This is a genomic window from Lysobacter oculi (genome assembly GCF_003293695.1).
GTDB lineage: Bacteria > Pseudomonadota > Gammaproteobacteria > Xanthomonadales > Xanthomonadaceae > Solilutibacter > Solilutibacter oculi.
Genome location: NZ_CP029556.1, coordinates 1,151,053 through 1,163,647 on the forward strand (window position 1 = coordinate 1,151,053; position 12,595 = coordinate 1,163,647).

13 protein-coding genes, 1 tRNA gene and 1 pseudogene are annotated in these 12,595 nt (G+C 69.1%); 12 read left to right on the forward strand and 3 right to left on the reverse strand.

Annotated elements, in window-relative coordinates; all coding sequences use genetic code 11:
- The first annotated feature begins 19 nt into the window (after window positions 1-19).
- The 8 genes from DCD74_RS05530 to DCD74_RS05565 all read left to right on the forward strand — a co-directional run bounded on the left by DCD74_RS05530 (window position 20) and on the right by DCD74_RS05565 (window position 5,984).
- Window positions 20-1,120 (forward strand): dipeptide epimerase, encoded by a 1,101-nt coding sequence (locus DCD74_RS05530; RefSeq protein WP_112926441.1) that lies wholly within the window; start codon window positions 20-22, stop codon window positions 1,118-1,120.
- Between the two features lie 3 nt (window positions 1,121-1,123).
- A complete protein-coding gene (locus DCD74_RS05535; RefSeq protein WP_112926442.1) occupies window positions 1,124-1,984 on the forward strand; it encodes a MurR/RpiR family transcriptional regulator in 861 nt (286 codons plus the stop codon).
- Window positions 1,985-2,028: 44 nt separating this feature from the next.
- Entirely contained in the window at window positions 2,029-2,784 is a 756-nt protein-coding gene (locus tag DCD74_RS05540; protein WP_112927685.1) for a L,D-transpeptidase family protein, read from the forward strand.
- Between the two features lie 9 nt (window positions 2,785-2,793).
- Window positions 2,794-4,059 (forward strand): dicarboxylate/amino acid:cation symporter, encoded by a 1,266-nt coding sequence (locus tag DCD74_RS05545; protein ID WP_112926443.1) that lies wholly within the window; start codon window positions 2,794-2,796, stop codon window positions 4,057-4,059.
- A 21-nt stretch (window positions 4,060-4,080) separates the two neighbouring features.
- Window positions 4,081-4,156 (forward strand) — tRNA-Ala (locus DCD74_RS05550).
- A gap of 105 nt (window positions 4,157-4,261) precedes the next feature.
- The gene (gene nfi, locus DCD74_RS05555) at window positions 4,262-5,005 is read left to right on the forward strand and encodes a deoxyribonuclease V (RefSeq protein ID WP_112926444.1); all 744 of its coding nucleotides are present in this window, start codon (window positions 4,262-4,264) and stop codon (window positions 5,003-5,005) included.
- A gap of 30 nt (window positions 5,006-5,035) precedes the next feature.
- Complete coding sequence (locus DCD74_RS05560) at window positions 5,036-5,446, forward strand: hypothetical protein (RefSeq protein ID WP_112926445.1); 411 nt, start codon at window positions 5,036-5,038, stop codon at window positions 5,444-5,446.
- A gap of 106 nt (window positions 5,447-5,552) precedes the next feature.
- Window positions 5,553-5,984, forward strand: a complete 432-nt coding sequence (locus DCD74_RS05565; RefSeq protein ID WP_112926446.1) for a hypothetical protein — start codon at window positions 5,553-5,555, stop codon at window positions 5,982-5,984.
- A 9-nt stretch (window positions 5,985-5,993) separates the two neighbouring features.
- On the opposite strand, the gene rlmKL is transcribed toward DCD74_RS05565, so the two are convergent.
- Window positions 5,994-8,126, reverse strand: a complete 2,133-nt coding sequence (gene rlmKL / locus DCD74_RS05570) for a bifunctional 23S rRNA (guanine(2069)-N(7))-methyltransferase RlmK/23S rRNA (guanine(2445)-N(2))-methyltransferase RlmL (protein ID WP_112926447.1) — start codon at window positions 8,124-8,126, stop codon at window positions 5,994-5,996.
- Between the two features lie 6 nt (window positions 8,127-8,132).
- Window positions 8,133-8,657, reverse strand: coding sequence for an alpha/beta family hydrolase (locus tag DCD74_RS05575; RefSeq protein ID WP_112926448.1), 525 nt, complete (start codon window positions 8,655-8,657; stop codon window positions 8,133-8,135).
- A gap of 55 nt (window positions 8,658-8,712) precedes the next feature.
- Between DCD74_RS05575 and DCD74_RS05580 the strand changes: the two genes are divergently transcribed.
- From DCD74_RS05580 to DCD74_RS05590, 3 genes are read left to right on the forward strand one after another with little or no spacing between them, the layout of a single operon-like run.
- Window positions 8,713-9,279 (forward strand): N-acetylmuramoyl-L-alanine amidase, encoded by a 567-nt coding sequence (locus DCD74_RS05580; RefSeq protein WP_112926449.1) that lies wholly within the window; start codon window positions 8,713-8,715, stop codon window positions 9,277-9,279.
- A 55-nt stretch (window positions 9,280-9,334) separates the two neighbouring features.
- Window positions 9,335-10,210, forward strand: a complete 876-nt coding sequence (locus DCD74_RS05585; protein WP_112926450.1) for an acyl-CoA thioesterase — start codon at window positions 9,335-9,337, stop codon at window positions 10,208-10,210.
- A complete protein-coding gene (locus DCD74_RS05590) occupies window positions 10,210-11,058 on the forward strand; it encodes a putative signal transducing protein (RefSeq protein ID WP_112926451.1) in 849 nt (282 codons plus the stop codon). Before DCD74_RS05585 ends, DCD74_RS05590 begins: the two co-directional genes overlap by 1 nt.
- A gap of 81 nt (window positions 11,059-11,139) precedes the next feature.
- Here DCD74_RS05590 and DCD74_RS05595 read toward each other — a convergent pair whose 3' ends face one another.
- Window positions 11,140-11,712 (reverse strand): EF-hand domain-containing protein, encoded by a 573-nt coding sequence (locus DCD74_RS05595; RefSeq protein WP_112927686.1) that lies wholly within the window; start codon window positions 11,710-11,712, stop codon window positions 11,140-11,142.
- A 55-nt stretch (window positions 11,713-11,767) separates the two neighbouring features.
- Between DCD74_RS05595 and DCD74_RS05600 the strand changes: the two are divergent.
- A pseudogene (locus tag DCD74_RS05600) lies at window positions 11,768-12,588 on the forward strand (arginyltransferase).
- The last annotated feature ends 7 nt before the right edge of the window (window positions 12,589-12,595 follow it).

Here is a 12,595-nt window from a genome sequence, read left to right on the forward strand (position 1 = left end):
CGTTACACCGGGGAATCCAATGAAGATCACCGCCATCGAGCTCGGCCTGCTGCGCGTGCCGCTCAAGACGCCGTTCAAGACCGCGCTGCGCAGCGTGGGCCATGTCGAGGACATCATCGTGCGGCTGCGCACCGATGACGGCGCGTCGGGCTGGGGCGGCGCGCCGGCCACCGCCGTCATCACCGGCGACACCCATGGCTCGATCACCGATGCCATCCGCCATTACATCGGGCCCAAGCTGATCGGCCGCGACGTCGCCGACCACAACCGCAACATCGCGCTGGTGCAGTCGGCGCTGGAACGCAACACCAGTGCCAAGGCGGCGGTGGAGATCGCGCTGTACGACCTGTTCGGCCAGCTCTACGGCGCGCCCACCTACCAGCTGCTCGGCGGCGGCGACCCGGTGGTCAGCACCGACATCACCATCAGCGTGGACTACATCGACAAGATGGTGGCGGATTCGATCACGGCAGTGGAACGCGGCTTCTCGGCGCTCAAGATCAAGGTCGGCAAGGACATCGGCGTGGACATCGAACGCGTCCGCGCCATCCACGCGGCGGTAGAGGGCCGTGCCCTGCTGCGGCTCGACGCCAACCAGGGCTGGACCGCCAAGCAGGCGGTGTTCGCGCTGCAGCAGCTGGAAGACGCCGGCGTGCATCTGGAGCTGGTCGAGCAGCCGGTGAAGGCGCGCGACCTGGCCGGACTGAAATTCGTCACCGAACGCGTGCACACGCCGGTGATGGCGGATGAATCGGTCTTCGGGCCGGGTGAGGTGATCGAGCTGATCCGCATGCGCGCCGCCGACATCATCAACATCAAATTGATGAAGACCGGCGGGCTGTCGGGCGCGATCCAGATCGCCGACATCGCCGCCATCCACGGCATCGACTGCATGATGGGCTGCATGCTGGAGTCTTCGGTGAGCGTGGCGGCGGCCGCGCATCTGGCGGCGGCGAAATCGCAGGTGATCAGCAAGATCGACCTCGACGGCCCCTCGCTCTGCCTGCAGGATCCGGTGATCGGCGACACCGTGTTCAACGAGGCGGAAATCACCCTCGGCAGCGCGCCCGGTTTCGGCGTGCGCGAAGTGCCGGGCCTGCAGCCGATCGCCGGCGCCTGAACCATGCCGCTGCTGCGCATCCGCGCCGAGCGTGACCGCATGTCGGCGATGGAGCGGCGAATCGCCGACCACATCGTCGAGAACGCGCATTTCCTCCGCGACTATTCCTCGCAGCAGTTGGCCGATGCGCTCGGCATCAGCCAGTCGTCCATCGTCAAGTTCGCGCAGAAGCTGGGTTTCAAGGGTTATCCGGACCTCAAGTTCTCCATCGGAGAAGCGCTGGCGCGCGAAGGCGGCAACGGCAACGGCCATGGCATCCACGAAGACGCGGCACCGGTTCCGCCGCCACATCCCCATGCACAGGTGGCCGATGAACTGTGGCGCGGCAAGTCGCAGGCCGAGCAGGAAACCCGCCTGCTCAATCCGCCGGAGAACATCGACGCGATTGCCCACGCCATCCATCGCGCCAACGCCGTGTTCGTGATCGGGCTGGGCGAAGACGGCATCCCCGCGCGTGCGTTCGCGATGAAACTCTCGCTGCTCGGCATCCTCGCGGTGCACCACTTCGACCCGGCGCTGATGGCGGCGGGCCTGTCCGGTGCCGGTGAGCGCGACGTGCTGCTGGTGTTCTCCGAGCAGGGCCAGCAACCGATGCTGACGCGCATGCTGCAGGACTTCCAGCCGCGCATCGGCCATGTGATCAGCGTGACCCGGCATTCCGCCAACCCATTGCGCGCGCAGGCCGATCTCGCGCTGCTGGTGTCCGCGCACGACGACCGCGCCCACATCGCGCCCCTGCTCTACCAGGCGGCGCTGCAGCACCTGCTCGACCTGATCTTCGTGCTGCTCTGCGACGCGCGCGCGCAACGCCTGGCCGCGGTCAATACCAACCTGGAGCGCATGCAGGAGATACTCTCGCCATGACCCCTTCCACACGCCTGTTATCCCGCCTGCGCGGTTTCGCCTTGATGGCCTTGGCGATGTCGCTGCTCACTGCCTGCGCAGGCACGCCGACCGCCTCTTCATCTCCCTCCCTGCCGTGGTCAAACGCGCGGCAGCTGGTCGTGGTGACCAGCGCGGATTGGGATGCCGTGCGCGGCACGATGCGGCGCTTCGAGCGCGATGGCGCGGATTGGAAACAGGTCGGCGCGGCCACGCCGGTCATGCTCGGTCGCGCCGGCAGCGCCTGGGGCATCGGCCTGCACGGTGCGCAGGCGGACGGCCCGCAGAAGCGCGAAGGCGATGGCCGCAACCCGGCCGGCGTGTTCGGCATCGGCATGGCGTTCGGCTATGCGGACAGCGCGCGCACCGCGCTCGACTACCGGCAGATGCAGGCCACCAACTGGTGCATGGATGTGCCCGCGTCACCGCTCTACAACCGCATCGTCGACAGCCGCGAGGTCGGCGAGGCGGCGGTGGAAGGCTCCAGCGAGCGGATGCGCCTCGACCTCGCGAAGCAGGGCGACGACCGCTACAGGCTCGGCTTCGTCATCGAGCACAACCCGCGCAACGTGGCCGGCATGGGCAGCTGCATCTTCGCCCACCTCTGGGGCAATCCCGACAAGACCACCGCCGGCTGCACAGCGATGGACGAAGCGGCGATGCAGGCACTGGTCGGCTGGCTCAAACCCGATGACCACCCCGCCTTCGTGCTGATGCCCGACGCCGCCTACGATGCGCGCCAGGCGGCCTGGCAACTCCCCGCCCGCACTTCCTTCCGCTGAGTCCCGCCCATGACGCTGCCATTCTCCGCCACCACCCGCGTGCTGCTGGCGCTCGCCGCGGCCGCCATCATCGGCCTGCTGCTCGCGTGGATCTCGCCGGACCTCGGCGCGACGGTCGCCGGCATCGCACAGCCCATCGGCAAGCTCTGGCTCAACGCGTTGCAGATGACCGTGGTGCCACTGGTCGGCACGCTGGTGGTGCTGGGTGTCTCGACCGCGCGGGATGCCGCAGCATCGGGCCGCATCGCACGCCGCGCCATCGCCATCTTCCTGGTGGTGCTGACGTTCGCCGCCACCTTCGCCGCCATCGCCGCGCCCGCCTTCCTGTCGCTGATGCCGCACAGCCCGGCGCTGCTGGACGCGCTGAAAGGCGCGGGCGATGTCGCCAGCGTCGATGCGCCGAAGGCCGCCGACTGGCTGACCGGCATCATCCCCAGCAATGCCATCGCCGCGGCCGCCGCCAGCGCGATGCTGCCGCTGGTGGTGTTCTCGCTGTTCTTCGGATTCGCATTGACGCGCATCGAGGCGCATCGCCATGAACGCCTGCTGGAACTGGTGCACGCCATCGCCGACGTGATGATCGTGATCGTGCGCTGGGTGCTGGCCGTCGCCCCGCTCGGCGTGTTCGCGCTGGTGCTGGCGGTGACCGCGCAGGCCGGGGTGGATACCTTGCGCGCGCTCGGCATCTACATCGCCATGTTGTGCGTGCTCTATCTGATCGCCACGGCGATGCTCTACCCGCTGGTGAAGCTGTGGACGGGCCGCTCGCTGACCCAGTTCGCCAGCGCCATCTTCCCGGCGCAGGCGGTGGCGATGAGCACGCAGTCCTCGCTGGCCTCGCTGCCGGCGATGATCGAAGTGGCCGGCCGCAAGCTGCGCATCCCGCTGCCCACGGTCTCGCTGGTGCTGCCGATGGCGGTGTCGCTGTTCCGCCTGACCAGCCCGATCCAGTACATCGGCGTGGCCGCATTCGTGGCCTGGGCCTATGGCATCGATGTCGGCCCGCTGCAGTGGGCGACCGCCGTGCTGCTGGCGGTGGTGGTGAGCCTGGGCTCGGTGGGCCTGCCCGGCCAGGTGAGCTTCATGGCGACCAACATGCCGGTGACGCAGGCGCTCGGCCTGCCGATCGACCCGCTCGGGCTGCTGCTCGCGGTCGACACCATCCCCGACGTGTTCGCCACGCTCGGCAACGTCACCGCCGATGTCTCCGCAACCGCGATGGTGGAAGGCCGCGCGCGCCCGGACGGGCTGGCATCGGCCCCCGACGCGGTTTAAACTGCCGCCTGACCCTGCGACGGGGCCATAGCTCAGCTGGGAGAGCGCGTCGTTCGCAATGACGAGGTCGGGAGTTCGATCCTCCCTGGCTCCACCATCGCAAGGTCAATCGAGGAAGCCGGAACACCGCCATGCGGGTCCGGCTTTTTTGTTGCCCGGTGTCCATGAAGGGCCGGAACAACTCGGGGCGTAAACTCGTCCGATGGTCGAACCGAGCATCTATATCGAAGCGCCGCAGTGGGATGGCGACGTGCGTGCCGCGCGCGCGTTGCAGAGCGAGCTGGCCACGCAGGTCAAATTGCGCGACGGCTTTCCGAAGCAGCTGCGGACCGTCGCCGGCTTCGATGTGGGTTTCGAGGATGGCGGGGCCACCGCCCGCGCCGCCGCCGTGCTGCTGGATGCGGTGTCGATGCAGCCGCTGGCCGCGCATGTCGCGCGCCTGCCGACGGCGATGCCCTACATCCCCGGCCTGCTCTCCTTCCGCGAACTGCCGGCGTTGATCGAAGCCCTGCGCGGCCTGCCGCAGCTGCCGGATCTCGCCTTCGTCGACGGCCACGGCATCGCGCATCCGCGCCGGCTCGGGATCGCCGCGCACTTCGGCGTGATCACCGGGCTGCCCGCCATCGGCGTGGCGAAGAAGAAGCTGGTCGGCGAATTCGCCTCCCTCCACGACATGCGCGGCGCGTTCACCCCGCTGCGCCTGCCATCGAAAACCACCACGCCGGGCGAACAGATCGGCTGGGCGCTGCGCAGCAAGGTGGGTTGCCTGCCGCTGTTCGTCTCGCCGGGGAATCGCGTGTCCATGGCCTCCGCGCCGGAGCTGGTGATGCGCTTCGTCGCCGGCTATCGCCTGCCCGAACCCACGCGGCTGGCCGACCGCATCGCCTCGCGGCGCGGCGCGGTGGAGATCGTCCGTTCACCCGACCTTCTGGGCGGCGCTGGCTGAATCGACCCGACTTTCCCAAGGACCCCCGCCATGCGCCCGCTCATCCTTGCCTGTGTCATCGCGTTCGCCGGTTGCCAGAGCCCGGGCAGCAATGGCGCGCCGTCCGGCCAGGCCGGCAGCGTGCGCGTGCCGGGTGAGCACGCGCTCCGCGTCGGCCAGTCGCTGACCCTGCCCGACCGCAGCACCCTGACCTACGTCCGCGTTGTCGCCGACTCGCGCTGCCGGCCCGACGTGCAATGCATCCGCGCCGGGGATGCCGACATCGAACTGCGCTGGGAGCCGGCTTCGGGCAGCGCCGCCAGCGCCACGCTCAACAGCGACCCCGGCAACCTGCAGAAAGCGCCCAACAGCACGCGCTTCGGCAGCTGGCAGGTGGCCTTGAAGGCGCTGGACTGGAAGGAACCGCCGACGGCCACGCTGTCGGTCACCCGGGCGCCCTGACGCGGCATTTATGTGACGCGCATCGCGATTACCATCCCCCGGCGTTGACGCAACGCAGCAAAACCGGCTAGCCATAGGGCCATCGGGTTAGGTCTTTGGGGGACCGATGAAAGCCACTGTCACCGCATCTCTCGTTTTCGCGCTCGCGGCGCTGTCCGGCCTGTCGCCGGCACGGGCCCAGCAGGCCGCGCAATGCCCGCGACTGCCGGCAAATGCCGCCCTGCATTGGGAAGAGGTCAACAATCCCGACCTGCTGTTCTGCAAGGCCACCGATGAAGCCGGCGGCCAGCCCTTCACCATCATGGTCAGCAACGAATCGCCGTTCGAACCCATCCGCCGGCTGCGCGCCGAATCCACCATGGTCAATGGCAGCAACACCTGGTGGTACCGCACCGAGATCGCCGCGCGTCCGGAGATCGTCGCGCGCGAAACCTCGGTGACGCTGCCGAACGGGCGCGTCGCCTACATCAACATCCAGGTCATCGACGACGCCGGCCTGCAGCGCACCTACACGCAGATCTCCGCGCTCGGCTTCTGAGCGCGGCCTCTAGCGGCGGATGATCCGCCACGCGCGGTGGATCCGCGGGTTGCGGGCGAAATCCAGCGGAATGGTCGAGGCGCTGATGTCCTCGACCTGCGCGAATTCACCCACCGCCGCCTCATCCAGCTTGAAACGGCGGAAGTTGTTGGAGAAATACAGCACGCCCTCCGGGGCCAGCCGCGCCACCGCCGCGCGCAGCAGGCGCACGTGGTCGCGCTGCACATCGAAATCATCCGCCCGCTTTGAATTGGAGAAGGTCGGCGGGTCGCAGAAGATGATGTCGAAATCGCCGCGCTCGGACTCCAGCCATTCCATCGCGTCCGCCTGGGCGATGCGGTGGCGGCTGCCGCCCTGCCCGTTCTCGCGCAGGTTGTCGGCGAGCCAGTCGAGGTAGGTCGCCGAGAGGTCGATGCTGGTGGTCTGCGCCGCGCCGCCCATCGCCGCCTGCACGCTGGCCACGCCGGTGTAGCAGAACAGGTTGAGGAAGCGCCTGCCCTGCGCCTCTTTCGCCATGCGCATGCGCAAGGGGCGATGGTCGAGGAACAGGCCGGTGTCGAGGTAATCGAACAGGTTGACCTTGAGCCGCGACGGGCCCTCGCGCACGGTCAGGAACTCGCCGGTCCGCGCGAAGCGGCCGTACTTGCTGCCGCCCTTGCCGGTGGCGCGGGTCTTGATGGCGACGCGTTCCTTCGGCACGTCGAAGGCGCGGCGCGCGGCGGCCAGCAGATCGCCCAGGCGGCGTTCGGCCAGCGCTTCGGGGATGGAACTCGGCGCTGCGTATTCCTGCACGTGCAGCCAGGTCTCTCCGTTGTCCGCTTCGCGATAGACATCGATGGCAGCGGCGTATTCCGGCAGGTCGGCGTCGTAGGCGCGGAAGCATTCGATGCCCTCGCGCTTGCACCAGCTCTTGAGCTTGCGTAGGTTCTTGTCGATGCGGTTGGCGACCATCTGCGCGCCCTCCGACAGCGGGCGCGGCGCGACATCCACGCGTTCCGGCGGCGCCAGCGGATCGACCACGATCAACGTGCATTCGATCGCGCCGTTGAAGATCTGGTAGCGCTTGCGCGCGAACAGGCCGGTGGCCCGCGCCAGTTCGTCGTCGCCGCAAAGCAAGCTGGCGCTCCAGCCGGGCACCGCGGTTTTCAGCACATCGCCCAACTGCCGGTAGAGCGCGGCATCGGCGGCCAGGCGGGCGTCGTAAGGTGGATTGCAGGCGACCAGGCCGCTGTCGGCCGGCGGTGCGGTCAGGTGCGCCATCTCGCGCACGTCGAAGACGATGGCCGATGCGACGCCCGCGTTTTCCGCGTTGCGGCGGGCGGCATCAATGGCACGCGAATCGAGGTCGCGCCCGAAGAACGCGGGACGCAACGCGGCGATGCCGGCCTTGGCCCGCGCCTCGGCTTCGGTGTGGAGCGCATGCCAGCCGTCGCGGTCGAAACCCTTCCAGTAGGTCGGCAGGCGCAGGCCGTGGCGCTGCAGGCCCGGGGCGACATCGGCCGCCATCAACGCGCCTTCGACCAGCAGCGTGCCGCTGCCGCACATCGGGTCGAGCAGGGCGCCGCCGTCGTGGTAGCGCCTGGGCCAGCCGCCGCGTGCGAGCACGGCCGCCGCCACGTTTTCCTTCAACGGCGCCTCGCCCTGCATTGCGCGCCAGCCGCGACGGTGCATCGGCCCGCCTGAGAGATCGATCGACACGATCGCGCGGCCCTTGCGCACGACCAGGTTGATGCGCAGGTCGGGCGATTCGGCATCCACCGAAGGCCGCGCGCCGGTCGCCTCGCGCAACGCATCGACCACCGCATCCTTGACCCGTTGCGCGGCGAAACGCGCGTGGGTGATGCCTTCGCCGGAGACATGCGCGTCGACGGCGAGCGTCATGCCGGCGTCGAGGTGGGCGGTCCAGTCGATGGCGCGGGCGCCGGCGTAGAGCGCGGCTTCGTCGGGGCAGTCGAACTCGGTGAGCGGCCACAGCACGCGGCTGGCGAAGCGCGACCACAACACGGCGCGTTGTGCGTCGATGGCCTCGCCTTCGACATTCACGCCCGCCATGGTGGCGGTCGCCTTGGCGCAGCCGAGCGCGAGCAGCTCGTCGGCGAGCAGGTATTCGAGGCCCTTGCCGCAGCTTGCGAAGAATTTCATCGCGCCTCAGAGCCCCGCGAGCAGGGCGGCGAAGGCGAGCTTGGACGACTCCACATGCTCGGTCAGGCGATGCGCGTCATCGACCATCAACAGCCGGTCGCGGCGCGCCTGCGCCCACATCACCACTTCATCGGCGGGGATCAGCTCGTCGCGCCAGCCGTGGATGATCGAGGTCGGCACCGGCGCGGCATCGAGCGGATGCGCCGTGCCCATGCGGATCGGCGGCGCCATCAGGAACAGGCCGGCGACCGGCACCTGCAGCGACACCAGGCCGGAGATGTAGGCACCGAGGCTGGAGCCGGCCAGCACCACCGGGCCACGCCGGGCGGCGTCCTGCGCCAGCGCGAGCAGGCGTTGCAGGCGGGCCGGGACATCGCCCAGTTCGCTGATGTCGCGGCGGGTGTCGAGGTCGGTGTAATCCGGGCGCTCGTGGGTCCAGCCGAGCGCGTCGGCGGCTTCGGCGAGCGCGGTGACCTTGGTGGCGTCGGGGCCGCTTTCGAAGCCGTGGGAGAGGATGCAATGGCCTTTCATGCGCCCATTGTAGGCGGCGGGCCAGCGCGGACGGGCCGGCTGCTAGCATCCGCGCATGCACGCCGCCCCCGACATCATCGACCGTCCCCTGCCCTACGCCGAACTGCTGGATGCACGCGCAGCGACCGACATCGACCTCGTCGTCATCCACTGCACCGAGCTGCCGGACCTGGCCACCGCGCGCGAGTACGGCGAGCGCGTGCTGTATCCGCAGTCGGGCAGCGGCAACAGCGGGCATTTCTACATCGACCGCGACGGGCGCATCGAACGCTGGGTGCCGGAGACACGCGTCGCCCACCACGTGCGCGGGCGCAACGCGCGCAGCCTGGGCATCGAGCTGGTCAACACCGGCCGCTTTCCGCATTGGCTGGATTCGCGCCACCAGGCGATGGACCTGCCGTACACCGAGGCGCAGATCGAAGCGCTGCTGGTCCTGCTCGGCGACCTGCGGGCGCGTTTTCCGTCCATCGACGCCATCGCCGGCCACGAGGACCTGGACACCGACCAGGTCGAGGCCAGCGACGATCCCGCCTTGAAGGTGCGCCGCAAACGTGACCCGGGCCCGCTTTTCCCTTGGCCGCGCGTGCTGGATGCGCTGCCGCTGCGACGCCTGTTTTCCTGATGTCGCGACGGGGCCGCCTACAATGGGCGGCCTTTTCCGCCGCCATCGCCCCCGCATGACTTCACCCGTGTCCGAACTCGTCGACCTGCTCGCGCTCGAGCGCCTTGAAGACAACCTCTTCCGTGGCCAGAGCCGCGACATCGGCACCAAATACGTGTTCGGCGGGCAGGTGCTGGGGCAGTCGCTGTCGGCGGCGCAGGCGACCATCGACGAGGCGCATCCGCGCGATGCCCATTCGCTGCATGCCTACTTCCTGCGCGCGGGCGACATCGAAGCGCCGATCGTCTACAACGTCGACCGCACGCGCGACGGCGGCAGCTTCTCGGTGCGCCGCGTCACTGCCATCCAGCACGGCCAGGTGATCTTTTTCGCCGCCGCCTCCTTCCACAAGCACGAGGAAGGCGTCACCCACCAGCTGTCGATGCCGGAAGTGCCGCATCCCGAAGACCTGCAGCCCAACGATCCGGTCCCCGATGACGTGCTGGAAACGCTGCCGATCAAGATCCAGCGCTGGCTGGACCGCGCCGGGCCGTTCGAATTCCGCCACGTCTATCCGCGCGACGAGCTCAACCCGCCCAAGCGCCCGCCGTTCCAGCAGGTCTGGTTCCGCCTGACCGAGCGCATCGGCGACGCGCCCGAGCTGCACCGCGCGATGCTCGCCTACGCCAGCGATTTCCACCTGCTCGGCACCGCCAACTTCCCGCACGGCATCAGCTATTACCAGCCGGGCGTGCAGATGGCCTCGCTCGACCACGCGCTGTGGTTCCACCGCCCGTTCCGCGCCGACGAATGGCTGCTGTATTCCATCGACAGCCCGAGCGCGCAGGATGCCCGCGGCCTCGCGCGCGGCCAGGTGTTCGATGTCGATGGCCACCTCGTCGCCAGCACCGCGCAGGAAGGCATGGTCCGCGTGCTCAAGGACGCCGGCTGATGCGCCAGGTCTTCACCAGCCCGCGCCTGGCCAATGTGGAAGCGGTCGCGAAGCTGCTCGAAGACGCCGGCATCGCCACCAAGATCAGCAATGGCCGCTCGTATCGCGGCAAGTTCGACCGCGGCATCAGTTATCGCGAAGGCGGCGGCGAAGGCAACCACGCGGCGGTCTGGGTGCTGCGCTCCGAGGACCAGCCGCAGGCCCGCGCGATGCTGCGCGAAGCCGGCCTGCTCGACAGCACGCGGCCCGACCAGCAGCGCGACAGTTTCCTGCCCGAGCATCTGCGCGTCGGTGGTGCGGCCTCGGGACCGGCCAAGCGCTGGCTGAGCCCCGGCCGGCTCAAGGTGTTGCTGCTGATCGGCATCGCCTTCGCCATGGCGCTGATCACGCTCTGGCAGCGTCGCCCGACTGCACCGGTGGCGACTGCGCCGGTCGCGTCATCCCCGGCCACGCCGGTCATTCGCGGGCCCGAGGTCCTGGCCGCGCGCACCGCCGCGCCGGTTGTGCAACGGGTCGATGTGCCTTCGGCCTTGGCCACGTTGCTGATCGCCCGCGCCGTGCGTGAACGCAGCATCGATGAAGCCTGCGTGCGTGTCGATGAGGAGGCGCCTTCCGAACGCGTCATCGAACTGCTGGCGAAGGCCGGCAAGCCGAAGCTGGCCGACGCCGCGCGCTGCGGCGAAGGCACGGAACTGCCCCGCATCGACATCGACGAATACATGACCGACGGCTCCGGCGTCGGCACGGTGCGGATGCGCGTGCACCAGGGCGCGATGCGGATCGACCAGCGTTTCGACGTGGAACGCCAGGGCCACGACTGGCGCGTCACCGGCAGCACCCGCCGCTGACCTCGGCGCAATAAAAAACCCGGCAGCCGCGTCCTGCGGTCTGCCGGGCCATTCCCATCCCCGGGAATCCGGTCTCGCGGATCAGCGCTTCGGCGCGTCCTTCATGCGCTGCTGGCGCTCGGCCATGCGCCTGGCGTGGGCGGCGTCGTATTCGGCGCGGGAAATCTGGCCATCGCGGTTGCTGTCGGCCTCGTTGAACCACTGGGCGCGGCGTTCGCGCATCTTCGCCTCGCGGTCGGCGCGATCCAGATAGCCGTCCTTGTTGGCGTCCATCTGCGCGAAGCGCTCGGCCAGCTTCGGCGCGGCGGCGGCTTCGGCGCGGCTGATGCGGCCGTCCTTGTCGGTATCGAGCTTGGTCTTCATGCCCATGCCGTGGTGACCGCGCATGCCGCGCTTCATGGCGCGATGCATCGGGCGTTCGTCGGCGGACAGGCGACCGTCCTTGTTGCGGTCCATCTGGTCGAAGCGTTCGGCCAGGCGCGGGAATTTGGCGGCTTCGGCGCGGTCGATGACGCCGTCGTTGTTGCTGTCGAGCTTGACCTTGCCGGGCTTGGCGGCGGCTGCGGGTGTCGCGGCCTGCGGGGCGGCGATGGCGGCACCGGCGGCAAGGGCGCCGGCAACGGCCAGCGCGAGGAGAGTGCGTGAACGGGACATCATCTGCTCCAGTGCAGGTGGGTGATGTCCGGTCAACGCCCCGGCGCGGCGGTGGTTGACCGCACGGCCGGCGCGTTCAGGCTGCGGGCGGTCGCCCATCCTGCGACGGCACGCCGCTATCCTCGCTGCATGCGTGCCGATGCCCACCCCGACCACGACATCCGCATCTTCCAGACCGGCGAGCACGAATGCGGCTACTGGCATGACCGCCCCGCGCGCGATCTGGTGGTGGAGCCCAACGAGCCGCGCCTGCCGCAGATCTATCCACGCGCGCTGGAACTCGGGTTCCGGCGTTCCGGCGACCTGGTCTACCGGCCCAACTGCCATGGCTGCCGTCTGTGCGTGGCGGTGCGGGTGCCGGTCGCGCTGTTCCAGCCGGACCGCAGCCAGCGCCGCAACTTGAAGCGCAACGCGGACCTGGTCGCGCGGGTATTGCCTGCCGAACGCACCGACGAGCAACTGGCGCTCTACCAGCGCTACCTGGGCCAGCGGCATCGCGGCGGCGGCATGGATGACCACGGCGCGGTGCAGTTCGACCAGTTCCTGGCCGGCAGCTGGTCGCAGACGCGCTTCATGGAAATCCGCCGCAAGGTGGAGGGCGAAACCGGCTCGCTGCTGGCGGTGGCGGTCACCGACCTGCTGCCGCAGGCGCTGTCGGCGGTCTACACCTTCTACGACCCCGACGAAGCCACGCGCGGGCTCGGCACCTTCGCCATCCTCCAGCAGATCGAATGGGCGCGACGCGAACGCCTCGCGCATCTCTACCTGGGCTACTGGATCGCCGGCCACGCCAAGATGGATTACAAGCGCCGGTTCCGCCCGCTCGACGGCTACGATGGCCAGCGCTGGCACCCGCTGGAGTATCTCGACCCATGAACCGCCA

Bases quoted from the DNA above. Each gene is read 5' to 3' on its own strand.
- DCD74_RS05545 (WP_112926443.1), top strand. From the start codon at position 2,794: ATGACGCTGCCATTCTCCGCCACCACCCGCGTGCTGCTGGCGCTCGCC.
- DCD74_RS05575 (WP_112926448.1), bottom strand. From the start codon at position 8,657: ATGAAAGGCCATTGCATCCTCTCCCACGGCTTCGAAAGCGGCCCCGAC.
- nfi (WP_112926444.1), top strand. From the start codon at position 4,262: ATGGTCGAACCGAGCATCTATATCGAAGCGCCGCAGTGGGATGGCGAC.
- DCD74_RS05580 (WP_112926449.1), top strand. From the start codon at position 8,713: ATGCACGCCGCCCCCGACATCATCGACCGTCCCCTGCCCTACGCCGAA.
- DCD74_RS05590 (WP_112926451.1), top strand. From the start codon at position 10,210: ATGCGCCAGGTCTTCACCAGCCCGCGCCTGGCCAATGTGGAAGCGGTC.
- DCD74_RS05535 (WP_112926442.1), top strand. From the start codon at position 1,124: ATGCCGCTGCTGCGCATCCGCGCCGAGCGTGACCGCATGTCGGCGATG.
- DCD74_RS05530 (WP_112926441.1), top strand. From the start codon at position 20: ATGAAGATCACCGCCATCGAGCTCGGCCTGCTGCGCGTGCCGCTCAAG.
- DCD74_RS05560 (WP_112926445.1), top strand. From the start codon at position 5,036: ATGCGCCCGCTCATCCTTGCCTGTGTCATCGCGTTCGCCGGTTGCCAG.
- DCD74_RS05585 (WP_112926450.1), top strand. From the start codon at position 9,335: ATGACTTCACCCGTGTCCGAACTCGTCGACCTGCTCGCGCTCGAGCGC.
- DCD74_RS05595 (WP_112927686.1), bottom strand. From the start codon at position 11,712: ATGTCCCGTTCACGCACTCTCCTCGCGCTGGCCGTTGCCGGCGCCCTT.
- rlmKL (WP_112926447.1), bottom strand. From the start codon at position 8,126: ATGAAATTCTTCGCAAGCTGCGGCAAGGGCCTCGAATACCTGCTCGCC.
- DCD74_RS05565 (WP_112926446.1), top strand. From the start codon at position 5,553: ATGAAAGCCACTGTCACCGCATCTCTCGTTTTCGCGCTCGCGGCGCTG.
- DCD74_RS05540 (WP_112927685.1), top strand. From the start codon at position 2,029: ATGGCCTTGGCGATGTCGCTGCTCACTGCCTGCGCAGGCACGCCGACC.